This window comes from Pseudomonas sp. CP4 (genome assembly GCF_047758505.1).
Classification (GTDB): domain Bacteria; phylum Pseudomonadota; class Gammaproteobacteria; order Pseudomonadales; family Pseudomonadaceae; genus Aquipseudomonas; species Aquipseudomonas fluorescens_AO.
The window spans coordinates 5163445-5187709 of record NZ_CP180489.1; the positions used below are offsets into that span (position 1 = coordinate 5163445).

General features: G+C 60.4%; 27 protein-coding genes. 14 read left to right on the top strand and 13 right to left on the bottom strand.

Annotated elements, in window-relative coordinates; translation table 11 throughout:
- Positions 1–74 precede the first annotated feature (74 nt).
- Complete coding sequence (locus ACMYUN_RS23285) at positions 75–518, bottom strand: PilZ domain-containing protein (RefSeq protein WP_041478403.1); 444 nt, start codon at positions 516–518, stop codon at positions 75–77.
- Between ACMYUN_RS23285 and ACMYUN_RS23290 the strand changes: the two genes are divergently transcribed.
- From ACMYUN_RS23290 to cysB, 5 genes are all read left to right on the top strand, one after another.
- Positions 517–903, top strand: coding sequence for a thioredoxin family protein (locus tag ACMYUN_RS23290; RefSeq protein WP_415761876.1), 387 nt, complete (start codon positions 517–519; stop codon positions 901–903). The genes ACMYUN_RS23285 and ACMYUN_RS23290 overlap by 2 nt on opposite strands.
- On the top strand, positions 900–1856 hold the full coding sequence (locus ACMYUN_RS23295; RefSeq protein ID WP_415761877.1) for a putative 2-dehydropantoate 2-reductase: 957 nt from the start codon (positions 900–902) through the stop codon (positions 1854–1856). Before ACMYUN_RS23290 ends, ACMYUN_RS23295 begins: the two co-directional genes overlap by 4 nt.
- A gap of 22 nt (positions 1857–1878) precedes the next feature.
- Entirely contained in the window at positions 1879–2784 is a 906-nt protein-coding gene (locus ACMYUN_RS23300) for a 5'-nucleotidase (RefSeq protein WP_415761878.1), read from the top strand.
- A 98-nt stretch (positions 2785–2882) separates the two neighbouring features.
- Positions 2883–3386, top strand: coding sequence for a universal stress protein (locus ACMYUN_RS23305; protein ID WP_039759918.1), 504 nt, complete (start codon positions 2883–2885; stop codon positions 3384–3386).
- A 113-nt stretch (positions 3387–3499) separates the two neighbouring features.
- Positions 3500–4474 (top strand): HTH-type transcriptional regulator CysB, encoded by a 975-nt coding sequence (cysB, locus tag ACMYUN_RS23310; RefSeq protein ID WP_016770873.1) that lies wholly within the window; start codon positions 3500–3502, stop codon positions 4472–4474.
- Between the two features lie 9 nt (positions 4475–4483).
- Here cysB and ACMYUN_RS23315 read toward each other — a convergent pair whose 3' ends face one another.
- Together ACMYUN_RS23315 and ACMYUN_RS23320 are read right to left on the bottom strand one after the other, a co-directional pair.
- On the bottom strand, positions 4484–4966 hold the full coding sequence (locus tag ACMYUN_RS23315) for a GreA/GreB family elongation factor (RefSeq protein ID WP_415761879.1): 483 nt from the start codon (positions 4964–4966) through the stop codon (positions 4484–4486).
- Positions 4967–4968: 2 nt separating this feature from the next.
- Complete coding sequence (locus ACMYUN_RS23320) at positions 4969–5385, bottom strand: hypothetical protein (protein ID WP_415761880.1); 417 nt, start codon at positions 5383–5385, stop codon at positions 4969–4971.
- 125 nt (positions 5386–5510) lie between these two features.
- Here ACMYUN_RS23320 and earP point away from each other — a divergent pair, with 125 nt between their 5' ends.
- The gene (gene earP, locus ACMYUN_RS23325) at positions 5511–6653 is read left to right on the top strand and encodes an elongation factor P maturation arginine rhamnosyltransferase EarP (RefSeq protein ID WP_415761881.1); all 1143 of its coding nucleotides are present in this window, start codon (positions 5511–5513) and stop codon (positions 6651–6653) included.
- A 48-nt stretch (positions 6654–6701) separates the two neighbouring features.
- Positions 6702–7271 (top strand): elongation factor P, encoded by a 570-nt coding sequence (locus ACMYUN_RS23330; RefSeq protein WP_003226785.1) that lies wholly within the window; start codon positions 6702–6704, stop codon positions 7269–7271.
- A 91-nt stretch (positions 7272–7362) separates the two neighbouring features.
- On the opposite strand, the gene ACMYUN_RS23335 is transcribed toward ACMYUN_RS23330, so the two are convergent.
- From ACMYUN_RS23335 to ACMYUN_RS23350, 4 genes are all read right to left on the bottom strand, one after another.
- The gene (locus ACMYUN_RS23335; protein ID WP_415761882.1) at positions 7363–8373 is read right to left on the bottom strand and encodes an alpha/beta hydrolase; all 1011 of its coding nucleotides are present in this window, start codon (positions 8371–8373) and stop codon (positions 7363–7365) included.
- A gap of 37 nt (positions 8374–8410) precedes the next feature.
- Complete coding sequence (locus tag ACMYUN_RS23340; protein WP_007940002.1) at positions 8411–8830, bottom strand: organic hydroperoxide resistance protein; 420 nt, start codon at positions 8828–8830, stop codon at positions 8411–8413.
- A 340-nt stretch (positions 8831–9170) separates the two neighbouring features.
- The gene (locus tag ACMYUN_RS23345; protein ID WP_415761883.1) at positions 9171–9626 is read right to left on the bottom strand and encodes a MarR family winged helix-turn-helix transcriptional regulator; all 456 of its coding nucleotides are present in this window, start codon (positions 9624–9626) and stop codon (positions 9171–9173) included.
- A gap of 75 nt (positions 9627–9701) precedes the next feature.
- Complete coding sequence (locus ACMYUN_RS23350) at positions 9702–10658, bottom strand: LysR substrate-binding domain-containing protein (protein ID WP_415761884.1); 957 nt, start codon at positions 10656–10658, stop codon at positions 9702–9704.
- Between the two features lie 112 nt (positions 10659–10770).
- Here ACMYUN_RS23350 and ACMYUN_RS23355 point away from each other — a divergent pair, with 112 nt between their 5' ends.
- Positions 10771–11517, top strand: coding sequence for a sulfite exporter TauE/SafE family protein (locus tag ACMYUN_RS23355; RefSeq protein ID WP_221264894.1), 747 nt, complete (start codon positions 10771–10773; stop codon positions 11515–11517).
- Here ACMYUN_RS23355 and ACMYUN_RS23360 read toward each other — a convergent pair.
- Complete coding sequence (locus ACMYUN_RS23360) at positions 11507–12361, bottom strand: LysR substrate-binding domain-containing protein (RefSeq protein ID WP_172667885.1); 855 nt, start codon at positions 12359–12361, stop codon at positions 11507–11509. The two genes, ACMYUN_RS23355 and ACMYUN_RS23360, sit on opposite strands and share 11 nt — an antisense overlap.
- A 97-nt stretch (positions 12362–12458) precedes the next feature.
- Here ACMYUN_RS23360 and ACMYUN_RS23365 point away from each other — a divergent pair, with 97 nt between their 5' ends.
- Both ACMYUN_RS23365 and ACMYUN_RS23370 read left to right on the top strand, forming a co-directional pair.
- Positions 12459–12680 (top strand): DUF1127 domain-containing protein, encoded by a 222-nt coding sequence (locus ACMYUN_RS23365; protein WP_024013770.1) that lies wholly within the window; start codon positions 12459–12461, stop codon positions 12678–12680.
- Between the two features lie 64 nt (positions 12681–12744).
- Positions 12745–13971, top strand: coding sequence for a winged helix-turn-helix domain-containing protein (locus ACMYUN_RS23370; RefSeq protein WP_415761885.1), 1227 nt, complete (start codon positions 12745–12747; stop codon positions 13969–13971).
- 98 nt (positions 13972–14069) lie between these two features.
- Here ACMYUN_RS23370 and ACMYUN_RS23375 read toward each other — a convergent pair whose 3' ends face one another.
- Complete coding sequence (locus ACMYUN_RS23375) at positions 14070–15416, bottom strand: class II 3-deoxy-7-phosphoheptulonate synthase (protein WP_129997307.1); 1347 nt, start codon at positions 15414–15416, stop codon at positions 14070–14072.
- Positions 15417–15567: 151 nt separating this feature from the next.
- Here ACMYUN_RS23375 and ACMYUN_RS23380 point away from each other — a divergent pair, with 151 nt between their 5' ends.
- On the top strand, positions 15568–16323 hold the full coding sequence (locus ACMYUN_RS23380) for a spermidine synthase (protein ID WP_130911595.1): 756 nt from the start codon (positions 15568–15570) through the stop codon (positions 16321–16323).
- 132 nt (positions 16324–16455) lie between these two features.
- On the opposite strand, the gene ACMYUN_RS23385 is transcribed toward ACMYUN_RS23380, so the two are convergent.
- Positions 16456–17247, bottom strand: coding sequence for a crotonase/enoyl-CoA hydratase family protein (locus ACMYUN_RS23385; RefSeq protein WP_039759895.1), 792 nt, complete (start codon positions 17245–17247; stop codon positions 16456–16458).
- A gap of 420 nt (positions 17248–17667) precedes the next feature.
- On the opposite strand from ACMYUN_RS23385, the gene ACMYUN_RS23390 reads away from it, so the two are divergent.
- Positions 17668–19341 carry a DEAD/DEAH box helicase gene (locus ACMYUN_RS23390; protein WP_039759894.1) on the top strand — a complete coding sequence of 558 codons (1674 nt, stop codon included), beginning with the start codon at positions 17668–17670 and terminating at the stop codon, positions 19339–19341.
- Positions 19342–19447: 106 nt separating this feature from the next.
- Here ACMYUN_RS23390 and ACMYUN_RS23395 read toward each other — a convergent pair whose 3' ends face one another.
- A complete protein-coding gene (locus ACMYUN_RS23395) occupies positions 19448–20215 on the bottom strand; it encodes a DODA-type extradiol aromatic ring-opening family dioxygenase (protein WP_415761886.1) in 768 nt (255 codons plus the stop codon).
- A gap of 104 nt (positions 20216–20319) precedes the next feature.
- On the opposite strand from ACMYUN_RS23395, the gene ACMYUN_RS23400 reads away from it, so the two are divergent.
- On the top strand, positions 20320–20976 hold the full coding sequence (locus ACMYUN_RS23400) for a thiopurine S-methyltransferase (RefSeq protein ID WP_415761887.1): 657 nt from the start codon (positions 20320–20322) through the stop codon (positions 20974–20976).
- Positions 20977–21147: 171 nt separating this feature from the next.
- Here ACMYUN_RS23400 and htpX read toward each other — a convergent pair whose 3' ends face one another.
- Positions 21148–22035: a protease HtpX gene (htpX, locus tag ACMYUN_RS23405; RefSeq protein WP_007908619.1), complete on the bottom strand. Its 888-nt coding sequence runs from the start codon at positions 22033–22035 to the stop codon at positions 21148–21150.
- 303 nt (positions 22036–22338) lie between these two features.
- Complete coding sequence (locus tag ACMYUN_RS23410; RefSeq protein WP_016770856.1) at positions 22339–23550, bottom strand: pyridoxal phosphate-dependent aminotransferase; 1212 nt, start codon at positions 23548–23550, stop codon at positions 22339–22341.
- A gap of 224 nt (positions 23551–23774) precedes the next feature.
- Between ACMYUN_RS23410 and msrB the strand changes: the two genes are divergently transcribed.
- Positions 23775–24170, top strand: coding sequence for a peptide-methionine (R)-S-oxide reductase MsrB (gene msrB, locus ACMYUN_RS23415; protein WP_039759886.1), 396 nt, complete (start codon positions 23775–23777; stop codon positions 24168–24170).
- Positions 24171–24265 lie beyond the last annotated feature (95 nt).

Here is a 24265-nt window from a genome sequence, read left to right on the forward strand (position 1 = left end):
ACAGCAGATTTAGCGCGTCGGGGGAGCCGAACCTTAGCGCGTCAGACGCTGCTCGACAATGGGCAAACCGTGCTTTAGTCCAGCGCTGGCTGCGCAAAAGCCTTGCGCAGGTTGTCGTGGGAGAACTCTTCGGCATGCTCTTCGACCCATTGCAGGGCCAGCGCCTGAATATCCTGCAGGTCGTCGTGGCTGTCCTGCATGCGCGAATAGCGTTCGATCTGACACACCTGCTCACCCATTCGCGCGCTGAACAGGGTCTGTTCGTCAGTGAAGGCGATGCCCACCAGATAGCCTTTTTTGCGGCGCAGACACCAGGCCACATAGCCCGGGCAACAGAAGTCGGCATTGAGCGTCGGCATGCGCACTTGCAACGCAGTGCCATGACGCCACGCGCGGTGGTAATTGCAAGCGATGCCGCCGAGGCTGATAGTGTGCAGCTGTTGTCTGGAAATGCATTCAGGCTTGAGTAACGTCAATTCAACCGGCACTTCGTCCGGATGAGGAATGAAACGTCCCATGAGCACAGACTCCCTGTGTCGGCCATCTGACATTGTTTCCCCCAGTATAGTGGTCGAATCCGAGCTGACCGACTTCGACGCCGACCAGCGGCTGCTGGCGATGCGCGGGGTTTCTCTGGTTATCTTCACCAGCCTCGGCTGCGCCAGTTGTCGCTATGCCCGTGAGGTGTTGCCGGGCATGCCGCTGGCGATCGATCGGCTGTGCTGGATCGACGCCGGCAACAACGGCGGCCTGGTCGAGCGTTATCAGGTGTTTCATCTGCCGGCGCTGTTTGTAGTGCGCGACGGCGAGTTCTTTGGTGCGGTGCACGCTCGCCTGACGGTTGATGAACTCAGCCAGGCAGTGGCGCAGGCGCTGGGTCGAATTGCAGAGGAGTTGCCATGAGCGAGACAGTCAGTAAACCGGTGGTGGGGATTATCGGCACCGGTGCAATCGGCGGGTTCTACGGTGTGATGCTGGCGCGCGCCGGCTTCGACGTGCACTTTTTATTGCGCAGCGAATTTTCCGCCGTGGCAGAGCGCGGTCTGCAGATCAACAGTGCGGTGCATGGCCCGATGACGCTGCATCCGGCGAATGCCTATTGCGCTGCCGAAGACATGCCGCCCTGTGACTGGCTGCTGGTCGGCACCAAAACCACCAGCAACGCCGGGCTGGCGCCAGCGATCATTCAGGCCGCCAAACCTGACGCCAAAGTGCTGTTGCTGCAAAACGGTCTGGATGTCGAAGACAGCCTGCGGCCACTGTTGCCGGATTCGCTGCATCTGCTCGGTGGTCTGTGCCTGATCTGCGTGCATCGCGAAGGGCCGGGACAGGTCATCCATCAGGCCCTTGGCGCGGTCAATGTCGGTTATCACAGCGGCTCGGCCATCAATGAAGTGGCACGCATGGCGATTGTCGAGGAGGGCGCCGGGCTGTTCCGTGCCGCCGGCATTGATTCGCAGGCTATGGCCAACCTGCATCAGGCGCGCTGGCAGAAACTGGTGTGGAATATTCCCTACAACGGACTCTCGGTATTGCTCAGCGCTGGAACGGAAGCGTTGATGGCCGATGCCGACAGCCGCCTGTCGATCCAGGCATTGATGGCCGAAGTGGTGCAGGGTGCCAAGGCCAGCGGATACGAAATCCCGCCCGGTTATGCCGAGTACCTGTTCACCATGACGGAAAAAATGCCCGACTATTGGCCGAGCATGTACCACGACTTTGCACACAAACGCCCGCTGGAACTGGAAGCGATCTACGCCCGGCCACTGGCGGCGGCGAAAGCGGCGGGGTGCGAGTTGCCGCGCATCGAGGCGTTGTATCGTCATTTGGGTTTTATTGACCGACGCAATACCTGAGTCGGTTGTTCTGGGGGAAGGCATGGCCAATAACATCGATGACAAACTGGTGCTGGCGATTTCCTCGCGCGCCTTGTTCGACCTGAGCGAAAGCCACAAGGTCTACCTGTCGAGCGGCGTCGAAGTCTATCGGCAATATCAGATCGAGCATGAAGACGAAATCCTCGCGCCGGGCGATGCGTTCCCGCTGGTGGAAAAACTCCTGAGCTTGAACAGTCGCCTCGGCCGCGCGCGAGTCGAGGTCATCCTGGTTTCGCGCAACAGCGCCGACACCGGGCTGCGCGTGTTCAACTCGATTCATCACTATGGGCTGGCGATTTCCCGGGCGGCGTTCGTCGGCGGGCGCAGTCCTTATCCGTATCTGAAGGCGTTTGGCTGCGACCTGTTTCTCTCGACCCACGCCGAAGACGTGCGTGCGGCGCTGGACGCCGGGTTCGCCGCTGCAACGATTCTCTCCGGTGGCGCCAGCCGCGCCGCCAGTGATGAATTGCGCATCGCCTTTGACGGTGACGCGGTGATTTTTTCCGACGAGTCCGAGCGCGTTTATCAGTCCGGCGGCCTGGAAGCGTTTCAGGCCAAGGAACGCGAATCGGCGCGCGAGCCATTGCGTGGCGGGCCGTTCAAAGGCTTCCTCGCCGCGCTGAATCTGTTGCAGCGCGAGTTTCCCGATGACGATTGCCCGATCCGCACGGCGCTGGTCACTGCGCGTTCGGCACCGGCCCATGAGCGGGTCATCCGTACCTTGCGCGAATGGGATATTCGTCTCGATGAATCGCTGTTTCTCGGTGGCCTGACCAAATCGGCGTTCCTCGAAGCCTTCGCCGCTGACGTGTTCTTCGATGACCAGACCGGCCATTGCGAACTGGCCCGCGAAGTGGTCGCGACGGGCCACGTGCCCCATGGCATCAGCAACGAACCGTCGATCTAGAGCCTTTTCATACAGGACGTTGCGTCGCACGTCGTACTCGCCAAGGCACTGCTAAGCTGAATCAATCTCCGCCATCGTTGGCTTGCGAGGAGGTCCCGATGATTCGCTCAATGCTGTATGCCACCGACCTCGGTCTGTACGCACCGTTCGTGATGCAGCATGCCCTGGCATTGGCGCGCACCTTCAATGCCGATCTGTATGTAGTGCACGCGGTGGAGCCCATGGGCCTGTTTGCCGAGTCGGTGTTGCAGAGCTATCTCGACGAACAGGCATTGAACGAATTTCATAGCCAGGGTCTGAAAACAGTCATCGCCAATATCGAACAACGGGTGCTCGACAGCTTTCGTGAGGAACTGGGGGACGACGGCGAACAGGACCTGCAGCGCATTCGCGCGGTGCGCGTGCTGCAGGGCGATCCGTCGCAGGTGATTCTCGAACAGGTGCACAAGCTCTCGGTCGATCTGCTGATCGTCGGCAGTCACAGCCATGGTGTCGGTGCGGAAACGCCGTTAGGGCGCACGGCGGCGCGGGTTCTGCAATTGGCCAAGGTGCCGGTTTATCTGGTGCCTTTGATGGAGCGCCGGCGGCGTGAGGATCGCTGAAGCAGGAATAATGGCGTTTTGATAAAAAAGTTCTAGATTTATTCTCCGAACCATTAATATAGTTATATACCGTCGCTGATGCCCGTGGCGTCTACCTGCTTTGAGGGATTGATATGAAGCTTCAACAACTGCGCTACATCTGGGAAGTGGCGCACCACGACCTCAACGTTTCCGCTACCGCCCAAAGCCTGTACACCTCGCAACCGGGTATCAGTAAACAGATCCGCCTGCTGGAAGATGAACTGGGCGTCGAAGTCTTCGCCCGCAGCGGCAAGCACCTGACCCGCGTTACTCCAGCCGGCGAGCGCATCATCACCACCGCCGGTGAAATCCTGCGCAAGGTTGAAAGCATCAAGCAGATTGCCCAGGAATTCTCCAACGAGAAAAAGGGCACCCTGTCGATCGCTACCACCCACACCCAGGCGCGTTATGCGCTGCCACCGGTGATCAGCAATTTCATCAAGCAATACCCGGACGTGGCCCTGCACATGCATCAGGGCTCGCCGATGCAGATCGCCGAAATGGCCGCTGACGGCACCGTCGATTTCGCCATTGCCACTGAAGCGCTGGAGCTGTTCGGTGATCTGGTGATGATGCCGTGCTACCGCTGGAACCGCTGCGTGGTCGTACCCCACGGCCACCCGCTGACCAAGCTGCCGAAGCTGACCCTCGAAGCGCTGGCCGAATACCCGATCGTTACTTACGTGTTCGGTTTCACCGGCCGCTCCAAGCTCGACGAAGCCTTCAGCCATCGCGGCCTGACGCCGAAAGTGGTGTTCACCGCTGCTGACGCCGACGTGATCAAAACCTACGTGCGCCTGGGTCTGGGCGTAGGCATCGTCGCTAAAATGGCCGTCGATACCAAACTCGATAACGACCTGGTGGTGCTGGATGCCAGCGAGCTGTTCGAGTCGAGCATCACCAAGATCGGTTTCCGTCGCGGCACTTTCCTGCGTGGCTTCATGTGCGACTTCATCGAGAAATTCGCGCCGCACCTGACCCGTGAAGTCATGGCCAAGGCCATTCAATGCCACAACAAGCAAGAGCTGGAAGAGCTGTTCGACGGTGTCGAACTGCCCGTTCACTAAGCACCCGCTTCAGAGCACCTCGGTGACAGCGAACTGTTGCCGGGTGCCCGCCACCAGAATGTCCACCTCATCGCCCTCGAACTTGCCCAGCAGACTTTTGCCCAGCGGCGAGCGCGGGGTGATGACGGTGACCGGCTGACCGACCACGTCGACTTTCAGCCCTGCCGCATCCGGCGCCAGAAACAGCCATTGCTCGCGACCCTTTTCGTCCTCTAGACCGAGCAGGGCGCCGACTTCGATGCCGCGATTTTCATCGTAGGCACGCAACGTCAGGTTCTGGCACAGCGCCAGTGACTGACGAATCTCCTCGACCCGTTTCGCCTGACCCGCCGCCAGATACGACGCTTCCAGCCCCAGCGTGTCGTACTTGTTTTCGGCGATGTTTTCTTCGTGGGTCGCGGTTTCGTAAGCGGTTTGCGCGGCGCGCTCGGCGATGTCGAGGTCGATGCGCAGCTTGTCGAGAATCAATTGATGGACGCTGTGTTTGTTCATGATCAATCGCAGAATTGCAAAACGTTGGCGCGGCTCTTTTCGGTCGGCGCGGTCTGGTCCTGCTGCAGCCAGAACTGGCATTTCGGATTGGACGCATTGCGCGAATTGGCGCGCGCCTGATCCAGTCGGGCTTGCTGTTCATTCTTGCGCAAGTTTTCTTCGTACTGTTGGAACAGCGGACTTTGCGGCGGAATGTCCGGCTGAACCTGCACGGGCGCCACAGCCGGGGGATTAACGCGCTGCTGCACCGCTTGCGCGACAGGGGCCAGTTGCTCGGCAAAGATAAAGCGCGAAAGCAGCCAGCAGGTCAGCGCAATGGCGAGGAAGCCCAGCCACAGGCCCAGGGCAATGCTGCCGGTCAGATGCAGCGCGCTAAGCTGAACAGGCAAGGGACGACGGGGATTGGGACGGTAGGGCATGGCGGCCTCCTGGCGGATGGTTGCGGGCAAGCGGCGATTGTCGCACGAAGATTAATCGCCGTCGGCTCTTCTGCGCGAACGCATTTATGCGGACAATCGAGGTTTTTTGCCAACGGGAGAACGGCATGCCTGAAGCGAAACCGCGCTGGGATATTTTCTGCACCGTGGTCGATAACTTCGGTGACATCGGCGTGACCTGGCGCCTGGCCCGGCAGCTGGTGGCCGAGCATGCCTTGCCGGTGCGCCTGTGGGTGGATGATCTGCGCGCGTTCGAGCGCATTTGCCCAGAGATCGATATCGATCTTGCGCAGCAGTGGCAGCAGGGTGTCGAGGTGCGTCAGTGGCCGAGCGAATGGCTGCACGCCGAGGCGGCCGACGTAGTCATCGCCGCCTTCGCCTGTCAGTTGCCCACTGATTACATGGACAGCATGGCTGCGCGGGAAACGCCGCCGCTGTGGCTCAACCTCGATTATCTCAGCGCCGAAGACTGGGTTACCGGCTGCCACGGCTTGCCGTCGGTGAAATACAAATCGGTGCAGAAGTTCTTTTTCTTTCCAGGTTTCAAGCCGGGCACCGGTGGCTTGCTGCGTGAGCGCGGACTGCTCGAACAGCGTTGGCAGTTTCAGCAGGATCGGCCGGCGCAGCGACATTTCCTGCAAGGCCTGGGCATTGATCCTGCGCCCGACGCGCAATTGATCTCGCTGTTCGCTTATGAAAACCCCGGGTTGGCCAGTTGGCTTGATGTGCTGGCGACCGACGCGCAGCCGACTCACCTGCTGGTGCCGGAAGGGCGGATTCTCGGCGATGTGGCGCGCTGGCTGGACGTGGAAACCCTGACGGTCGGCGCGATTCACGTGCGCGATTCACTGACCGTGCAAGTGCTGCCGTTTGTCCGTCAGGATCAGTACGACCATCTGCTGTGGTGCTGCGATTTCAACGCGGTGCGCGGTGAAGACTCATTCGTTCGCGCGCAATGGGCGGGGCGGCCGATGCTCTGGCACATCTATCAGCAGGACGATGACATCCATCTGGACAAGCTCGATGCTTTTCTCGCGCTCTACACTCACGGCCTTTCGCCCGCCGCGGCGCAGGCGATGAACGGTCTGTGGCGAGCGTGGAGCGCCGGGCAACCGATCGGCGAGCACTGGCTGGCGGTGCGGAATCATTGGCCGGAACTCGAGAAAAACGCCGAAGCATGGTGTCTGGAACAGGCCTTGCAGGCGGATCTTGCCACGGCGCTGGTACAGTTTTACCTAAATTGGATATGATACGCGGCCTAGATTTTTGTAAATCCCATCCAAATTCGGATATTCGCAATGAAAACTGGTAAAGAACTCAAACCCGGTACCGTGATCCGTATCGACAACGATCCTTGGCTGGTTCAGAAAGCTGAATTCACCAAGTCGGGCCGTAACAGCGCGATCATGAAGACCAAGCTGAAGAACCTGCTGACCGGTTACAAGACCGAAACCGTTTACGGTGCGGACGACAAACTGGACGACGTGATCCTGGATCGTAAAGAAGCCACTCTGTCGTTCATCAGCGGTGACACTTACACGTTCATGGACACCACTGACTACACCATGTACGAGCTGAACGCCGAAGACATCGAAAGCGTTCTGCCTTTCGTTGAAGAAGGCATGACCGACGTATGCGAAGCCGTGTTCTTCGAAGAGCGTCTGGTTTCCGTAGAACTGCCGACCACCATCGTGCGTCAGGTTGACTACACCGAAGGCTCCGCTCGCGGTGACACTTCCGGCAAGGTAATGAAGCCTGCCAAACTGAAGAACGGTACCGAGCTGTCGGTTGCCGACTTCATCGAAATCGGCGACATGATCGAGATCGATACCCGCGAAGGCGGTTCCTACAAAGGCCGTGCGAAATAAGCACTGCTTTTTGCGGAAAGAAAAAACCCGACCATTGAGTCGGGTTTTTTTGTGCCTGTAAGAAACACTCGCTCCCACAATGGGACGGTGGTTACTTCAAGTGTTGCTTCAGTTCTTCAGACGCCTGCAACATCGCCGAACGCACCGCCGGTACCTGGCTGACCACGTTGAGCAAACCGTAATCGTGAATCATGCCGTTGTAGCGCACCGACGTTACCGGAACCCCGGCCTCGTCGAGTTTGCGTGCGTAAGCTTCACCTTCATCACGCAGCACGTCGGCGCTGGCAGTCTGCACCAGTGCAGGCGGCAGCCCTTTGAGCTGTGCGGTAGTAGCGCGCAGCGGTGAAGCGTAGATCTCGTTGCGCTGCCTGGCGTCGGTGGTGTAGTTGTCCCAGAACCACTTCATCATGTTGCGGGTGAGGAAGTGCCCTTCGGCGTACTGGTTGTACGAACCGGTGTCGAAGTTGGCATCGGTCACCGGCCACAGCAGCACCTGGAATTTGATCGCCGGGGTGCCCTTGTCCTTGGCCATCAGCGCAACCACTGCGGCCATGTTGCCGCCGACGCTGTTGCCGGCCACGGCCAGGCGCTTGCCGTCGACATTGATCTCTTTACCATGTTCCGCCACCCACTTGGTCGCAGCGTAGGCCTGGTTGATCGCCACCGGGTAATGCGCTTCCGGTGAAGGGGTGTAATTGACGAACACCGCCGCCGCTCCCGAACCGACCACCAGATCGCGCACCAGACGTTCGTGAGTCGGGAAGTCCCCCAGCACCCAGCCGCCGCCGTGGAAGAACATGAACACCGGCAGCTCACCCTTGACCCCGGCCGGCCGGACAATGGTCAGGCTCAGCGGTTGACCATCGACCTGCACCGTTTTCTCGCTGACATCGGCTTTGGGCAGCGTCAGTTTGACCCCGGACTGCGCGCCGACCAGCACGGCGCGGGCATCCTTGGGCGACAACTGCTCAATCGGCTTGCCGCTGCCGGCATTCAGCGCATCGAGAAATGCCTGGGTGTTGTGTTCGACATCACCGGCGAAAGCGCTGTGTACCGAGAGGGCGAGAAGGGTACCGGTCAAGACTTTGCTGAAAGTGTTCATGTTCATTTTTCCTTGTTCGGGCCGGGGGCTTGAGTGATTACACGGTTACGTGCAGGCGCACATCGACGTTGCCACGGGTGGCGTTGGAGTACGGGCAGACCTGGTGAGCGGCGTCGACCAGCGACTGCGCGTCGGCTTGTTCCAGACCCGGCAGGCTGATGTGCAAATCGATGTCCAGACCGAAACCGCCAGGGATCTGGCCGATGCCGACATGGGCGGTAATCGACGCGTCGTCAGGAATCTTGCGCTTGGTCTGGCTGGCTACGAATTTCAGTGCGCCGATGAAGCAGGCCGAGTAACCGGCAGCGAACAGTTGCTCAGGGTTGGTCGCCGCGCCGCCAGCACCGCCGAGTTCTTTCGGGGTGGCCAGTTTGACGTCGAGTACGTTGTCGCTAGAGATTGCACGACCGTCACGGCCGCCAGTGGAAGTTGCGATTGCGGTGTAGAGAGTTTGCATGGTGTGAGCCTCATTGGTTGTGGTTTTGTGCGCTAATTGTTTGCGCGCTAAGTAGGTGTGAAGAGAATGTATAGCGCTAATGTTTAGCGCGCAAGATAAATTTTCGGAAAGAAGCGCGTTTTGCTTGAGGGCGACCGATGGAAGGGGAATGTAAGGCTTGATCTAGAGCGCTTGGCGAGGAAATTCAGGCGTGGAAAATATTTTTTGTTGGCGTTGAAAATTAGTGTGGGAGCGGGCTTGCCCGCGAAGACGGAGTGTCAGTCAAAATGATGTCGGCTGACAGGTTCCATCGCGGGCAAGCCCGCTCCCACAGGGACAGTGTTGTGCTCGGAAATGAGGATCAGGTCAGGCTGTCTTGCAGATGTCCGCGCAGCGCTTGCAGCTCGGCCTGCAACTTCTGCAGACGTTCAAGGGTGAAACCACTGGCGCCAAGAATGCACTGTGGCACGGTCTGCGCCTTGACGCGCAAGGCGCGGCCCGCTGCGGTCAGCTCGACAATCACCACCCGCTCATCTTCGCGACTGCGGGTGCGGCTGAGCAGGCCTTCGGCTTCCAGGCGTTTGAGCAATGGCGTCAGCGATCCCGGATCGGTCAGCAGGCGTGCGCTGATTTCTCCGACAGTCAGACCGTCCTTCTCCCACAACACCATCATCGCCAGATATTGCGGATAGGTCAGGCCCAGCGCCTGCAACAGCGGCTTGTAGACCTTGGTCATCATCAGCGAGGTCGAGTGCAGGGCGAAGCATGCCTGATTGTCGAGCAGCAGGTCGTCGCAGTTGTCGCGTTCGGAAGTCATGTCAAAGCCTTGATCGTTGATCGTTTTTTAATCTAGCGCTCGAATCTTTAATGCGCCAGATAAATATGCCCGGCGTCAGTGCCGGGCGAATTGTCGTTGCAGCGCAAGATCCCACGGCGGCACCGGGCTGAAGCGGGTTTTGAGGTATTCCAGCAACAAACGACTGCGCGAATGGACCTGCTGTTCCATGCGCAGCGCGTAGATGCCGGTGGACTCCGGCGGCGGCAGGCCATTTTCACAAAACAGCGGCACCAGTTCGCCACGCAGCAAGTAGTCGCTGGCCAGCCAGGTCGGCAGGTGTGCGACGCCCAGACCCGCCGCCGCGCCACACGCCAGGGCTTCGGCATTGTTGGCGCTCAGGCGCACCCGCGATGGCCGGTGCAGTTGCATTTGCCCGTCGACTTCGAATTTCCAGGCGAAGGGCGGAGCAAGGCCTTCCCAGTCGAGCCCGTCGTGTTCGCTCAATTGCACTGGGGACTCGGGCACGCCGCGCTGCTTGAGGTAGTCAGGGCTGGCGCAGGCGACGCGGACCATACTCGCCAGTGGCGTGGCAACCAGGCGCGAATCGGCCAACTGCCCGGTACGCAGCACCAGATCGACCTTGCCCAGGCTGCTGCCGGCCATGTCGCTGAAGCTGTCGATCAGGTGCATCTGCACATCCAGTCCAGGGTACAGCAAGAGAAAGTCGGCAATCACCGGTGCCAGATGCCGCCGCCCGAAGGCTGCTGGCGCATCGATGCGGATTAGCCCTTCCGGTGCGCTACTCAACGACACCGCCTCGGCGCGTGCCAGTTGCAACTCGGCGATGATCCGTCGCGCTCGTTCGGCAAAGGCCAGTCCGGCCGAAGTCGGTAGCACGGCATGGGTGCTACGCACGAACAGCTGGCTGCCGACGGCACTTTCCAGGCTGTCGATGCGCCGCGCCACGGCAGAAGGTGTCAGCGGATGACGGCGCGAAGCGGCAGAAAAGCTGCCACTCTCCAGCACATCGAGAAACAGACCAAGCTGATCGGTCAATTGGTTGGGATTCATGGGAAATCACGCTTGTGCAGAATCGGCATAGCCATTGTGCGTTGCTGTGCGTTTCCCTGCTAGGCGTGAATGCGTAGCATTGGCCACCTGTCGTTAGAGGATTACCGTTGTGATGGATTTTCTGTTGTACCTGCTGTTCGGCGCTGCCCTTGGCACATTGGGCGGGATCTTTGGCATTGGCGGTGGCTTGATTGCGATTCCGTTGCTTGGCGTGTGGTTTGGGCTTGATCAGCAGATCGCCCAAGGCACGGCGTTGGTGATGGTGGTACCGAACGTGATGCTCGCGCTGTGGCGTTATCACCAGCGCAATCGCATCGAGTTGCGCCATGCGCTGCCGCTGGCAGTGATGGGTTTCTGCTTTGCCTGGCTTGGTTCGATCTGGGCGGTGGGCATCGACGCGCAGACCATGCGCATCGGTTTTGTCGCCTTTCTGGTGGCGCTATCGGCCTACAACCTGTTGAAGATGTTCGGTCCGCGCCCAGCGCCGACTGCCGAGATGCGCTATTCGTGGCCGTGGCTGGGCGTGCTCGGCGCCGCGTCGGGAACCATGGGCGGCTTGTTCGGCGTCGGCGGCGCAGTGGTCGCCACGCCAGTGCTGACCAGCCTGTTCGGCACCAGCCAAGTGGTTGCTCAAGGATTGTCGCTGGCGCTGGCCCTGCCGAGCACTGGCGTAACGCTGGTGACTTACGCGGTGCACCACGAAGTCGATTGGATGATCGGCCTGCCTCTGGCGGTCGGAGGTCTGCTCAGCATCAGTTGGGGCGTGAAAGTGGCCCACGCCATGCCGGAAAAAATTCTGCGTGGGCTGTTCTGCGGGTTCCTGGTGCTGTGTGCGGTGATGCTCGCGTTTAAAGTTTGAAGCCCTCGACGATGTGCTCGGCCAGGCACTCGGTGATCGGCGACGGGTTGTTCAGATTGCGGATCAGCATGATGCTCGCCTCGGGCAACAGCGGCAGATCTTCGGCGGCGCCAAGGATGCGCATGTCCGGGGTGATCAGGCTTTCCAGTTGCGCGGTGATCGCTAGCCCTGCGCTGACCACGGCCATCAGCGCCGACAGGCTGCTGCTGTTGTAGGCAATGCGGTAATCGCGGCCCATCGCGTCCAGCGCATTGCACGCCCACAAACGGCAGAAACAATCACTGTTGAACATCGCCAGGGGCAGCGGCGTCTGTTCGTGGGCGCTGAAATTCTGCGCCTCGGCCCAGACAAAACGCTCCTTGCGCAGCAACTGGCCAATCTCGTTGCCCGGTTCACGGGTGACGATCGACAAGTCCAGATCGGTGCGTTGCAGCAGCTGTTTGCTTGACTCGCAATGCACCTCGATCTGGATCAGCGGATAGAACTGCGCAAAGCGCGACAGGATCCCCGGCAGAAAACGCATCACGTAATCATCCGGAGTACCGATGCGCACGGTGCCGACCATGTGCGGCTCGCGCAGGGTGTTGAACACCTCACTGTGCAGTTTGAGGATGCGCCGCGCGTAACCGAGCAGCACCTGGCCTTCAGCTGTCAGCCGCACCTGACGTCCATCGCGCTCGAACAGCTGGCGCTGCAACACATCCTCTTCCAGGCGTTTCATCTGCATGCTCACCGCCGACTGGGTGCGGTTGACCATCTCGCCCGCACGGGTGAAACCGCCCTGATCGGCAATCGCGACGAAGGTGCGCAAGACATCGGTATCGATACTGGGGTAGGCGGACAATTGATGAATCTCCGTGATGCATGCCATCAGAAACATTCGTTGGATTGATCTTAGCGCCGGCGCGAGACTTGAGCCATCCACAAAAGGAGGCAAGACGATGAAAGGTCAAAGAGAGTATGCAAGCGAAGAACAGCTGTCCGGCCATGGCCATATCGTGTCCGATCTGCTGCACAAATTCAGCCGTTGGTATGAGCTGCATCGTGAACGGGAAATGCTCGCCGGTCTGAGCGATGAGGCGCTGAAGGACATCGGCATCAGCCGCGCCGATGTCGAGCACGAAACCGTGCGGCCGTTCTGGGACGACCCGATGCATAAATGATGAGGCTATCGCTACACAAACCCCTTTCAGGTGAGGTAGGTTGCGAGCAGACATGGAGGAATAAATGCCCGCGACAGTGTCCTTTTCCCTCAAACAGGCGCGACGTCTGGCGCTGGCCGCCCAAGGGTTCAACGGGCGCCAGCTGCCGACCGTCAATGCCAGTCATCTCAACCGGCTGATCGAACGGCTGGGCCTGCTGCAAATCGATTCCGTCAATGCCGTGGTGCGCTCGCACTACCTGCCGCTGTTTTCCCGTCTCGGTTCCTATCCTTCCGACTTGCTCGACCAGGCTGCCTGGAGTTCGGGGCGTCGGCGCACGCTGTTCGAATATTGGGGCCACGAAGCGTCGCTGTTACCGATGTCGATGTACCCGTTGCTGGGTTGGCGCATGCAACGCGCCAAGCGTGGCGAAGACATCTATCAGCAACTGGCAAAGTTTGGTCGCGAACAGCAGGAAACCATCCGCCGCGTGCTGACTGCGGTGGAGGAGCGGGGCGCGCTGGGGGCCGGCAGTCTGTCAACCCGCGAAGACAAGGCCGGGCCATGGTGGGACTGGAGTGCCGAGAAACATGCGCTGGAATGGTTGTTCGCCGCCGGTGAGGTCACAGTAGCGGGGCGACGCGGTTTCGAGCGCTTGTACGATTTGCCCGAGCGAGTGATTCCGGCAGCGATTCTGCAGCAGCCCCAACCGGATGAGGCCGAGGCGCAACGCGGTTTGCTCTTGCATGCGGCGCAAGCATTAGGCGTTGGTACGGAAAAAGACCTGCGCGATTATTTCCGCCTGAGCCCTGCGGATGCGCGGCCGCGTCTGGCTGAGTTGGTTGAGGCTGGGCAATTGCAGATGTGCGAAGTCGCCGACTGGCGGCAGATCGCCTATTGCCTGCCGGAGCCCAAAGTGCCGCGCAAGGTCATTGCCAGCGCGCTGCTGTCGCCGTTCGATTCGCTGATCTGGGAGCGCAGCCGCACCGAGCGCCTGTTCGATTTTCGCTATCGTCTGGAAATCTACACACCGCAGCCCAAGCGGGTTTACGGCTATTACGTGCTGCCGTTTTTGCACAACGAGCGGATCGCCGCGCGGGTTGATCTGCGTGCCGAACGGGCGGCAGGGCAGTTGGCGGTGCATGCGGTTCACGAGGAAGAGCCGGGGCTGGATGAAGAGGGGATGTCGGCGCTGGCGCTGAATTTGCGGCGGATGGCGGGTTGGCTGGGGCTTGAGCGGGTGCAGTTGAATTGTCAGCGCGAGAGTGCGGCTCGGCTCAGAGTCGCGTTCGCGCAGGTTGAGGGTATCTGAGCTGGCCCCTTCGCGAGCAAGCTCGCTCCCACATTGGTTTTGTGTAGGCCACAGGTCCTGTGTGGGAGCGAGCTTGCTCGCGAAGATGGCGACTCGGTCTAGCGCCGGACTTGCTTCAGGGTCTCGGCAATCAAAAACGCCAATTCCAGCGACTGATCGGCATTCATCCGCGGATCGCAGTGGGTGTGATAACGGTCGGACAAGCCATCCTCGGTAATCGGACGTGCGCCGCCGATGCACTCGGTGACGTTCTGCCCGGTCATCTCGATGTGAATGCCGCCGGCATAACTGCCTTCCGCTTCGTGCACCTGGAAGAACTGCTTCACCTCGCCAAGAATCTGCGCGAAGTCACGGGTCTTGTAGCCGCTGCTGGCCTTGATGGTGTTGCCGTGCATCGGGTCGGAGCTCCACAGCACCTGCTTGCCTTCGCGCTGGACCGCGCGGATCAGTGCCGGCAGATGATCGCCGACCTTGTTCGCGCCCATCCGCGCGATCAGGTTCAAGCGGCCCGGATCGTTGTCCGGGTTGAGCACGTCGATCAGGCGAATCAGATCATCGGGATTCATGCTCGGACCCACTTTGACCCCGATCGGGTTGTTCACCCCGCGCAGGAATTCGACGTGCGCGCCGTCGAGCTGGCGGGTGCGGTCGCCGATCCACAGCATGTGCGCCGAGCAATCGTAGTAATCGTTGGTCAGGCTGTCGCGGCGCACGAAGGCTTCTTCGTAGTTCAGCAGCAACGCTTCGTGGGCGGTGAAGAAGCTGGTTTCGCGCAGTTGCGGCGAGCTGTCCATGCCGCAGGCGCGCATGAATGCCAGCGTTTCATCGATGCGGTCGGCAAGGTGGCTGTACTTCTCGGCCAGCGCCGAGTTGGCGATGAAATCCAGGTTCCACTTGTGCACCTGATGCAGGTCGGCAAAACCGCCCTGAGCGAAAGCGCGCAACAGGTTCAGGGTCGCCGTGGACTGATGATAGGACTGCAGCAAACGCTCCGGATCCGGCACGCGGCTCTTTACGTCGAAGCCGATGCCGTTGACGATGTCGCCACGGTAGGCCGGCAGGGTCACGCCGCCGATGGTTTCGTCGTTGGCCGAACGCGGCTTGGCGAACTGGCCGGCCATGCGCCCGACCTTGACCACCGGGCAGCCAGCGGCGAAGGTCATGACGATTGCCATTTGCAGCAACACTTTAAAGGTGTCGCGGATCTTCGCGGCGGAGAATTCGGCGAAGCTTTCCGCGCAATCGCCGCCCTGCAACAGGAACGCGCGGCCCTGGGTGACTTCGGCAAACTGGCGGCGCAGTTCGCGCGCTTCGCCGGCGAACACCAGCGGCGGATAGCTGGCCAGGGTCTGCTCGACCTGGCGCAGGTGCGCGGCGTCGGGGTATTGCGGTTGTTGCTGGATCGGCAGGGCGCGCCAGCTGTCAGGGCTCCACGGTTGGCTCATCACGGTCTCGAAGTTCGTACGCAGGGGAGCGCCATGTTAGCAGCAATTAGTGCGTGACCTGCTCCCGCCCCATCGCCGACAATCGCCGCTTTGCCACGGCGCCACAGCGGTGCCATCGCGTCACCGCGCCCGGTGACCATCAGGAGACGAAATGACTGAGGAGCGCGTCGAGCATCTGCTCGCCGAAGTACAGGATGAGTTCGGCGTGATTCGCGTGCTGGAAGTGGCCGATTACCGCTTTCTCGAGTTCGGCGATGCGATCGAGCAGAGCTGCGTGTTCACCGCCGATCCGAGCTGGCTGGAGTACGACTATACCCGCGCCATGCTGATCGGCGCGCTGTGCCACGAGCAGCCGGAGAGCGCACTGTTTCTCGGTTTGGGGGCGGGCACGCTGACCCAGGCTTGCCTGAAGTTTCTGCCGCTGGAAGACGTCGAAGCCATCGAACTGCGCCCGGACGTGCCGCGTCTGGCCATCGAATATCTCGGCCTGGACGATGATCCGCGTTTGTACATCCGCGTCGGCGATGCGCTGGAATTGCTGCCGACTGCCGAGCCGGCGGATCTGATTTTCGTCGACCTCTATACCGACGTCGGCCCCGGTGTCGGGCATCTGGCCTGGAGTTTTCTTGGCGACTGTCAGAAGCGCTTGAATCCGGGCGGCTGGCTGGTGATCAACCAGTGGGCCACCGACGACGGCAAACCGCTGGGCGCGGCGTTGTTGCGTGGCCTCTATCACCGGCACTACTGGGAATTGCCGGTGAAGGAGGGCAACGTGATTCTGATTGTCCCGGCCGATCTCGATCAGGCACTGGACATGCAGGCGCTGACCCAACGGGCCGAAGCGCTGGCGCCGCGGTTGGGGTATTCGTTGCAATCGTTGATCAACGCGATTCGCCCGGCGACCTGAGCCGGCAGTACCGCCCCCTTCGCTGGCAAGCCAGCTCCCACAGGATTCGCGCCGTACGTAAAACGTGTGGACGACTCGGTTATTGTGGGAGCGGGCTTGCCCGCGAAGGCGTCCTGATAGTCACAACATCTTTCAGATCCCTTTGAAAACCCCAGGCCGCCGTTCCACCAACGACCGCACCCCCTCCCGGGCATCCTCAGTGGCGAGCAACTTCTTCACCAGCGCCGGTAACGCCTGCGCCGCCGCTGTCTCACCCTCATAACGCGCCTGTCTCGCTGACATCAAGGTCGCCTGCACGCCCAGCGGCGCCTGCCGGGCAATCCGTTCGGCCAGTTCGATCGCTCGGGGCAGCAAGTCTTCGCTGGCCATCACTTCCTGGACCAAGCCCAGATGCAACGCATCGTGGGCATCGAACTCATCGCCAGTGAGCAACCAGCGCATCGCATTGCCCCAGCCGGCGATCTGCTGGAAACGTAAAGTCGCACCACCGAAAGGAAAGATCCCACGCTGCACTTCCATCTGCGCGAAGCGGGTATTGCTCGCGCACAGGTTGATGTCCGCCGCCAGCATCAGCTCGATGCCGATGGTCAGGCAGTAACCCTGCGCGGCGACGATGACCGGTTTGCTCACCCGTGGGCCGACGAAAACACCCCAGGGATCGCACCCGCCGCTTGGAACCTGCCAGCCTTCGGCCAGTGCTGCACTGGCGTTGACCAGATCGAGCCCGGCGGTGAAGTGTTCGCCGTGGCCAAACACCACCGCCACTCGCGCTTCTCGGTCAGCTTCGAATTCGCCGTAGGCCAGGCTCAGATCATTGAGCAGGTCGATATCGAAAGCGTTGCGCTTGGCCGCCCGATCGAGGCCGATCAAGTGCACGTGGCCACGACGTTCTCGGCTGACGCGGCCGGCGCAGGGCTGATTCATGGCTAAATCCTCAAGGGGGAAGGGCGAAGGCGCGGCGCTTTGCCGCAGGTCGGTGAATCGTTTTAGCGGCATCGCCCGCAGGGCCGGGCCTTTGCAAAATAGACCGTTGCACGATTATCCGCAAAAGCCCGTTACACGGCGGTGACACACGGATTGTGGCGATAAAAAAAGCTCCCTTTTTGGGCAAAATCCGGTATAGTGCGCGCCGGCCTTTAACCGGGCCGCGTTTAGGTAGCGCAATTTCCCGAAGTCAGCTTCGGCTGCACGTCCGCACTGCGGGCTCTTCCTTGACGATTCATCTTCATTCATTCGTTTTCGCAAATCCCCGCCGACAAAGCTGCCAGGGCGACTCTTGAGTCTCAACACGGCATGCGCAGCTTTGGAGCATGGGTCTTTGCGGATGCACTTAGAGGCAGACCCATGACCCAGGAAACCGGCGGATTCGCCGCTTTTAATCTCAACCCGAATATTCTTGCAGCCGTCGCAGCGACCGGCTACGAAGAGCCTTCGGCGATTCAGCAGCAATCGATCCCGATCATCATGGCCGGCCAGGACATGATTGGCCAGGCGCAAACCGGTACCGGTAAAACCGCCGCGTTCGCACTGCCTATTCTGCACCGCATCGATCCTGCCAAGCGCGAACCGCAAGCCCTGATCCTGGCGCCAACCCGAGAGTTGGCGCTGCAAGTAGCAACCGCTTTTGAAACCTACGCCAAGCAAATGCCAGGCGTCACCGTCGTGGCCGTTTACGGCGGCGCGCCGATGGGCCCGCAACTCAAGGCAATCCGTAATGGCGCACAGATCGTTGTCGCCACTCCGGGTCGTCTGTGCGACCACCTGCGTCGCGACGAGAAAGTCCTGTCGACCGTGAACCATCTGGTTCTCGACGAAGCCGACGAAATGTTGAAGCTGGGCTTCATGGATGACCTGGAAGTCATCTTCAAGGCTCTGCCAGCGACCCGCCAGACTGTTTTGTTCTCGGCGACCCTGCCGCAGTCGATCCGCGCCATTGCCGAACGCCACCTTCGCGATCCGCAACACGTGAAGATCCAGACCAAGACCCAGACCGTTACCGCGATCGAACAGGCTCACCTGTTGGTTCACGCTGACCAGAAAACCTCGGCCGTACTCAGCCTGCTGGAAGTCGAAGACTTCGACGCCCTGATCATGTTCGTGCGCACCAAGCAAGCGACCCTGGACCTGGCCAGCGCCCTCGACGCCAAAGGCTACAAAGCCGCCGCGTTGAACGGTGACATCGCCCAGAACCAGCGTGAGCGCGTGATCGACTCGCTCAAAGATGGCCGTCTGGACATCGTTGTCGCCACCGACGTTGCTGCCCGTGGTCTCGACGTTCCGCGTATCACTCACGTATTCAACGTTGACATGCCGTACGACCCAGAGTCCTACGTGCACCGTATCGGCCGTACCGGCCGTGCCGGTCGCGAAGGTCGTGCGCTGCTGCTGGTGACTCCGCGTGAGCGCCGCATGCTGCAAGTGATCGAGCGTGTAACCGGGCAGAAGGTTGCCGAAGTACGTCTGCCGGACGCTCAGGCTGTTCTCGATGCGCGCATCAAGAAACTGACCAACAGCCTGTCGCCGCTGGTGGGTGATGCCGAATCGACCCACGGCGAGCTGCTTGATCGCCTGACCGCTGACATCGGTTGCACCCCACGTGCACTGGCCGCTGCGCTGCTGCGCAAGGCTACCAACGGTCAAGCACTGAACCTGGCGGCGATCGAGAAGGAACGTCCACTGGTGCCGAACAACGCACCGCGTGGCGACCGTCCTGAGCGTTCCGGTGATCGCCCTGATCGTGGTGACCGCGAGCGTCGCGCGCCAATGCCGTTGGGCGAAGGCCGTGCTCGTTGCCGTACCGCGCTGGGTGCGCGTGACGGTATCGCTGCGAAAAACCTGCTGGGCGCCATCCTCAACGAAGGCGGTCTGGCCCGTGAAGCGATCGGTCGCATCCAGGTGCGTGACAGCTTCAGCCTCGTCGAGCTGCCGGAAGAAGGTCTGGAAAAGCTCCTGACCAAACTGAAGGACACTCGCGTGGCCGGTAAGCAGCTCAAGCTGCGTCGCTACCGCGAAGATTGATCCGCCCTTGGGCTGATTGATCGCACATAAAAAATCCCCGACTGGTTCGGGGATTTTTTTTGCCTTTTTTTTGGCTCCTGTGGGAGCGAGCCTGCTCGCGAATGCTTCAACCGAAACGATAAATATCCATACCCAGCGCACCCATCGTGAATCCCTTGTGCGCCACGCTGAACCCCCCGCCGGCACCGCGAGCAAAATACAACGGCAACAGATGCTCATCACTCGGATGGCTGCGCACGGCATTCGGCGCCTGCTGGCGATAATCATGCAGTGCCGTTTCATCGTCGGCCGCCAGCTTGTCGATCATCCAGTCACGAAAATCCCGCGCCCACGGTTCAATGCTTTCCGGCCCGGCATGCCAGTCCAGCTCCCGCAGGTTATGGGTGATGCTGCCGGAGCCGATCAACAAGATGTCTTTTTCGCGCAGGCTCGCCAGCGCACGGCCAACCCGCGTCTGCAACGCCGGCCCGCCACGACTCGGCAGCGAGACTTGCACCACCGGAATGTCGGCTTGCGGATACATCAACGCCAGCGGCACCCAAACACCATGATCGAACGGTCGCTGCGGATCGAGCCGCGCTGGCAGGTCATTGGCGTTCAGCAGCTCAGCCACCTCTGCGGCCAGTTGCGAATTACCCGGGGCCGGGTACTGCACTTCAAACAGCGCTCGGGGGAAACCGCCGAAGTCGTGCCAGGTGTCCGGGTGCGGATGGCTGCTGACCAGCAGTTCCTGGCTTTCCCAGTGCGCCGAGATGATGACGATGGCTTTGGGGCGCGGCAGTTCGGTGGCCAGTCGCGCCAGTGCGGGGCCGCTGGCACCGGGTTCCAGCGCCAGCATCGGCGAGCCGTGGGAGATAAACAGGCTGGGCAACATGGACGGGCTCCTGAACGATTAAGATGAGCCATCTTCAGCCAGATCATCGATCTGAATCTAATATAAGTTTCTGCGGTTTTTCATCGGTTTTTCGGGAGTGATCCATGCAGCCAGAATTTTGGTACAAGAAATGGGATTCGAACCAGATCGGCTTTCACCAGTTTGAGGCAAACCCGTATTTGCAGCGCTATTGGCCGGAGCTGGCGATTGCACCGTCAGCGCGCGTGCTGGTGCCGCTGTGCGGGAAAAGTCTGGATCTGCTCTGGCTCGCCGGGCAGGGACATCAGGTGCTTGGAGTGGAGCTGTCGGAAAGGGCCGTCGAGGATTTTTTCGTTGAGCACAAGATTGAACCGCAGATCAGCGAGCAGGGCGCATTCAAGGTGTATCGCAGTGATGCCATCGAACTGTGGTGCGGGGATTTCTTCGCGCTGACCGCAGAGGATGTTGCCGGTTGCACGGCGTTGTATGACCGTGCCGCGCTGATTGCCTTGCCGGAAGCGATGCGCGAGCGCTACACGGCGCATCTGCAGCAGTTGCTGGCGCCGAGGGTGAAAGGGCTGGTGATTACCCTGGATTACGATCAGACGCAGATTCCGGGGCCGCCGTTTGCGGTGAATGATGATGAGGTGCAGCGCTTGCTGGGCCAGGGTTGGAAGGTGGAGAACCTGCAAGAGCGGGATATTCTGGCTGAGAGCCCGAAGTTTCTGGAGGGCGGGGTTGAGTGGTTGGTGGAGCGGGTCTATCGGGTTTCTTCCAGATAGTTTTCTGTTAGCAGCACCGGCGTCTTCGCGAGCAGGCTCGCTCCCACAGGGGAACGCATTCCAAAGGTGGGAGCGAGCCTGCTAGCGAATGGGACTTTGCTGACAACGCATGATCTGAAGATGCAAAAAAGGCCCGCATCACTGCGGGCCTTCTTTTTCACTTCGATCAAATCAACCGCGACGACGCAATGCGTCAATACGCTCTTCCAGCGGCGGGTGGCTCATGAACATGCGGGCGAAGCCCTGCTTGATGCCACCGTTGATGCCGAAGGCGTTCAGGGTGTCGGGCATGTGCACCGGCAGGCCCTGTTCGGCACGCAGACGTTGCAGTGCGCCGATCATCGCGCTGGTACCGGCCAGGCGGGCGCCGGCTTCGTCGGCGCGGAATTCGCGCTTGCGCGAGAACCACATGACGATTGCGCTGGCGAGGATGCCCAGCACCAGTTCGGCGAAGATGGTCGCCACGTAATAGGCAATGCCCTGGCCTTCTTCGTTCTTGAAGATGACCTTGTCGACGAAGTTGCCGATGATCCGCGCGAAGAACATCACAAAGGTGTTCACCACGCCCTGGATCAGCGCCAGCGTGACCATGTCACCGTTGGCGACGTGACCGATTTCGTGGGCCAGTACGGCTTTCACCTCATCGGGCGAGAAACGCTCGAGCAGGCCTTGGCTGACCGCGACCAGCGCGTCGTTCTTGTTCCAGCCGGTAGCGAAGGCATTCGCTTCGTAGGCCGGGAAAATCCCGACCTCAGGCATCTTGATCCCGGCTTCGCGCGACAGTTGCTCGACCGTTTGCAGCAGCCATTGCTCATGACGGGTGCGTGGCTGGCTGATGATTTGCGTGCCGGTGCTCATCTTGGCCATCCACTTGGAGATGAACAGCGAGAACAACGAGCCGGCGAAACCAAAGACCGCACAGAAAACCAGCAGCTGACTGAGGTCGAGGTCGACCCCGTTGGCCGCCATGAACCCGTTGAAGCCGAACAGGCTCAGGGTGATGCTGGCTATCAGCACGACCGCCAGGTTAGTGGCCAAAAACAGCAGGATGCGCATCATGGTTGTAGAACTCTCCTCAAGCTAAAGATGTAGCGTACTGCGGGGTATATAAGGTGCGGCACCGGGCTATTCAACCGAGTGACTATTTCAAACTGTGTCCTACAGCAGTTTCCTGAGGGGAAAGAAAATTCCCACCCTCAATTCCGATACAGCTGACACACCCTTTCGCCCCGCGCGCATTAGGTCGGACAGGCCTTTACGGCTCGCATCGCAAGTGTAGAAGGGCTGCAAAGGTGCGGGACAAAGATGTGTTGCTGAATCAGACAGCGCGCAACGGGCAATCCGTTGCGCACTAATGGCCTATTACTGGCGGTAGGACTTGAGGAAGTTACCGATACGGCCGATGGCCATTTCCAGGTCATCGACGCGGGGCAGGGTGACCACACGGAAGTGATCCGGCCACGGCCAGTTGAATGCCGTGCCCTGCACCACCAGCAGCTTCTCGGAAAGCAGTAGGTCGAGGACGAACTTTTCGTCGTTGTGGATCGGGCAGACCTTCGGGTCGATCTTCGGGAAGGCGTACAGCGCGCCCATTGGCTTGACGCAGCTGACCCCGGGAATGTCGTTGAGCAATTCCCAGGTGCGGTTGCGCTGTTCCAGCAGGCGACCTTGCGGCAGCACCAGGTCGTTGATGCTCTGATAACCGCCCAGCGCGGTCTGGATCGCGTGCTGGCTCGGCACGTTGGCGCACAGGCGCATGTTGGCCAGCATGTCGATGCCTTCGATGTAGCTCTGCGCGTTGTGTTTCGGCCCGGAGATGGCGATCCAGCCGGAGCGGAAACCGGCCACGCGGTAGGATTTGGACAAGCCGTTGAAGGTCAGGCAGAGCAGGTCCGGTGCCAGCGACGCGGTGCAGATGTGCACGGCATCGTCATACAGAATCTTGTCGTAGATCTCATCGGAGAACACCACCAGGTTGTGCGCACGGGCGATTTCCAGCATGCCCAGCAGCACTTCCTTCGAGTACACCGCACCGGTCGGGTTGTTCGGGTTGATGATCACCATGGCCTTGGTGTTCGGGGTGATCTTGGCCTTGATGTCAGCCAGATCCGGGAACCAGTCGGCGCCTTCGTCGCACAGGTAGTGCACGGCGTTACCGCCGGCGAGGCTGACGGCAGCGGTCCACAGCGGATAGTCCGGGGCTGGCACCAGCACTTCGTCGCCGTTGTTGAGCAGTGCCTGCAGCGACATCACGATCAGCTCGGACACACCGTTGCCCAGGTAGATGTCTTCGATGCCGACACCTTCGACCTGCTTCTGCTGGTAGTACTGCATCACCGCCTTGCGCGCGCTGAACAGGCCTTTGGAATCGCTGTAGCCTTGCGCGGTGGGGAGGTTGCGGATCACGTCCTGAAGGATTTCGTCCGGCGCTTCGAAACCAAACGGCGCCGGGTTGCCGATGTTCAGCTTGAGGATGCGCTGGCCTTCCTCTTCCAGTCGTTTGGCGTGCTTGAGCACCGGGCCGCGAATGTCGTAGCAGACGTTGGCGAGCTTGTTCGATTTGCTGAACTGCATGGCGATGTGATCCCGAAAATGAACGATCCAGGCGGCAAATGGACAACCGTACTGGGATTGCTGCGTCTTCGCACAGGCGGAGGTCTGGCGCTTTTGTGCTCAGAATCCGTTTGAATGCGCCCGGTCTGGCTGCCAGACTGGCGCGTGACGAGGCGCAATCATACGTGCCGCCCGATCCGTGGAAAAGGTACAGATCGGGCTTTTTCAGCCGCTGAGGTGTGATGATGGAAAAGTTGCAGAAAACCCTGGAAGAGTGGAAGGCCATGCTCGACCCCGAGCAGTACAACGTCTGCCGTCTGAGTGCCACCGAGCGCCCGTTCTCGGGCAAATACAACGACACCAAGACCGACGGTGTCTACCACTGCGTCTGCTGCAACGAGCCGCTGTTCGATTCCAAGACCAAATTCGACTCTGGCTGCGGCTGGCCGAGCTTCTATGCGCCGATTGGCGAAAGCGCGATGACCGAAATTCGTGACACCAGCCACGGCATGATCCGCACTGAAGTGAAGTGCGCGCGCTGTGATGCGCACTTGGGTCATGTGTTCCCGGATGGCCCGCCGCCGACCGGCCTGCGTTATTGCATCAACTCGGTGTGCCTGGATCTCAAGCCCCGCGAGTAACGAACAAGGCGACAGGTTGTGTCGCCTTTGTTTCGGTTAATTGAATTGCACACAATTCAATTGCTCGTTATGTTTGCGCCTTCCTGATAATTGCG

Bases quoted from the DNA above. Each gene is read 5' to 3' on its own strand.
- ACMYUN_RS23290 (WP_415761876.1), top strand. From the start codon at position 517: ATGAGCACAGACTCCCTGTGTCGGCCATCTGACATTGTTTCCCCCAGT.
- ACMYUN_RS23285 (WP_041478403.1), bottom strand. From the start codon at position 518: ATGGGACGTTTCATTCCTCATCCGGACGAAGTGCCGGTTGAATTGACG.
- ACMYUN_RS23295 (WP_415761877.1), top strand. From the start codon at position 900: ATGAGCGAGACAGTCAGTAAACCGGTGGTGGGGATTATCGGCACCGGT.
- ACMYUN_RS23300 (WP_415761878.1), top strand. From the start codon at position 1,879: ATGGCCAATAACATCGATGACAAACTGGTGCTGGCGATTTCCTCGCGC.
- ACMYUN_RS23305 (WP_039759918.1), top strand. From the start codon at position 2,883: ATGATTCGCTCAATGCTGTATGCCACCGACCTCGGTCTGTACGCACCG.
- cysB (WP_016770873.1), top strand. From the start codon at position 3,500: ATGAAGCTTCAACAACTGCGCTACATCTGGGAAGTGGCGCACCACGAC.
- ACMYUN_RS23315 (WP_415761879.1), bottom strand. From the start codon at position 4,966: ATGAACAAACACAGCGTCCATCAATTGATTCTCGACAAGCTGCGCATC.
- ACMYUN_RS23320 (WP_415761880.1), bottom strand. From the start codon at position 5,385: ATGCCCTACCGTCCCAATCCCCGTCGTCCCTTGCCTGTTCAGCTTAGC.
- earP (WP_415761881.1), top strand. From the start codon at position 5,511: ATGCCTGAAGCGAAACCGCGCTGGGATATTTTCTGCACCGTGGTCGAT.
- ACMYUN_RS23330 (WP_003226785.1), top strand. From the start codon at position 6,702: ATGAAAACTGGTAAAGAACTCAAACCCGGTACCGTGATCCGTATCGAC.
- ACMYUN_RS23335 (WP_415761882.1), bottom strand. From the start codon at position 8,373: ATGAACACTTTCAGCAAAGTCTTGACCGGTACCCTTCTCGCCCTCTCG.
- ACMYUN_RS23340 (WP_007940002.1), bottom strand. From the start codon at position 8,830: ATGCAAACTCTCTACACCGCAATCGCAACTTCCACTGGCGGCCGTGAC.
- ACMYUN_RS23345 (WP_415761883.1), bottom strand. From the start codon at position 9,626: ATGACTTCCGAACGCGACAACTGCGACGACCTGCTGCTCGACAATCAG.
- ACMYUN_RS23350 (WP_415761884.1), bottom strand. From the start codon at position 10,658: ATGAATCCCAACCAATTGACCGATCAGCTTGGTCTGTTTCTCGATGTG.
- ACMYUN_RS23355 (WP_221264894.1), top strand. From the start codon at position 10,771: ATGGATTTTCTGTTGTACCTGCTGTTCGGCGCTGCCCTTGGCACATTG.
- ACMYUN_RS23365 (WP_024013770.1), top strand. From the start codon at position 12,459: ATGAAAGGTCAAAGAGAGTATGCAAGCGAAGAACAGCTGTCCGGCCAT.
- ACMYUN_RS23370 (WP_415761885.1), top strand. From the start codon at position 12,745: ATGCCCGCGACAGTGTCCTTTTCCCTCAAACAGGCGCGACGTCTGGCG.
- ACMYUN_RS23375 (WP_129997307.1), bottom strand. From the start codon at position 15,416: ATGAGCCAACCGTGGAGCCCTGACAGCTGGCGCGCCCTGCCGATCCAG.
- ACMYUN_RS23380 (WP_130911595.1), top strand. From the start codon at position 15,568: ATGACTGAGGAGCGCGTCGAGCATCTGCTCGCCGAAGTACAGGATGAG.
- ACMYUN_RS23385 (WP_039759895.1), bottom strand. From the start codon at position 17,247: ATGAATCAGCCCTGCGCCGGCCGCGTCAGCCGAGAACGTCGTGGCCAC.
- ACMYUN_RS23390 (WP_039759894.1), top strand. From the start codon at position 17,668: ATGACCCAGGAAACCGGCGGATTCGCCGCTTTTAATCTCAACCCGAAT.
- ACMYUN_RS23395 (WP_415761886.1), bottom strand. From the start codon at position 20,215: ATGTTGCCCAGCCTGTTTATCTCCCACGGCTCGCCGATGCTGGCGCTG.
- ACMYUN_RS23400 (WP_415761887.1), top strand. From the start codon at position 20,320: ATGCAGCCAGAATTTTGGTACAAGAAATGGGATTCGAACCAGATCGGC.
- htpX (WP_007908619.1), bottom strand. From the start codon at position 22,035: ATGATGCGCATCCTGCTGTTTTTGGCCACTAACCTGGCGGTCGTGCTG.
- ACMYUN_RS23410 (WP_016770856.1), bottom strand. From the start codon at position 23,550: ATGCAGTTCAGCAAATCGAACAAGCTCGCCAACGTCTGCTACGACATT.
- msrB (WP_039759886.1), top strand. From the start codon at position 23,775: ATGGAAAAGTTGCAGAAAACCCTGGAAGAGTGGAAGGCCATGCTCGAC.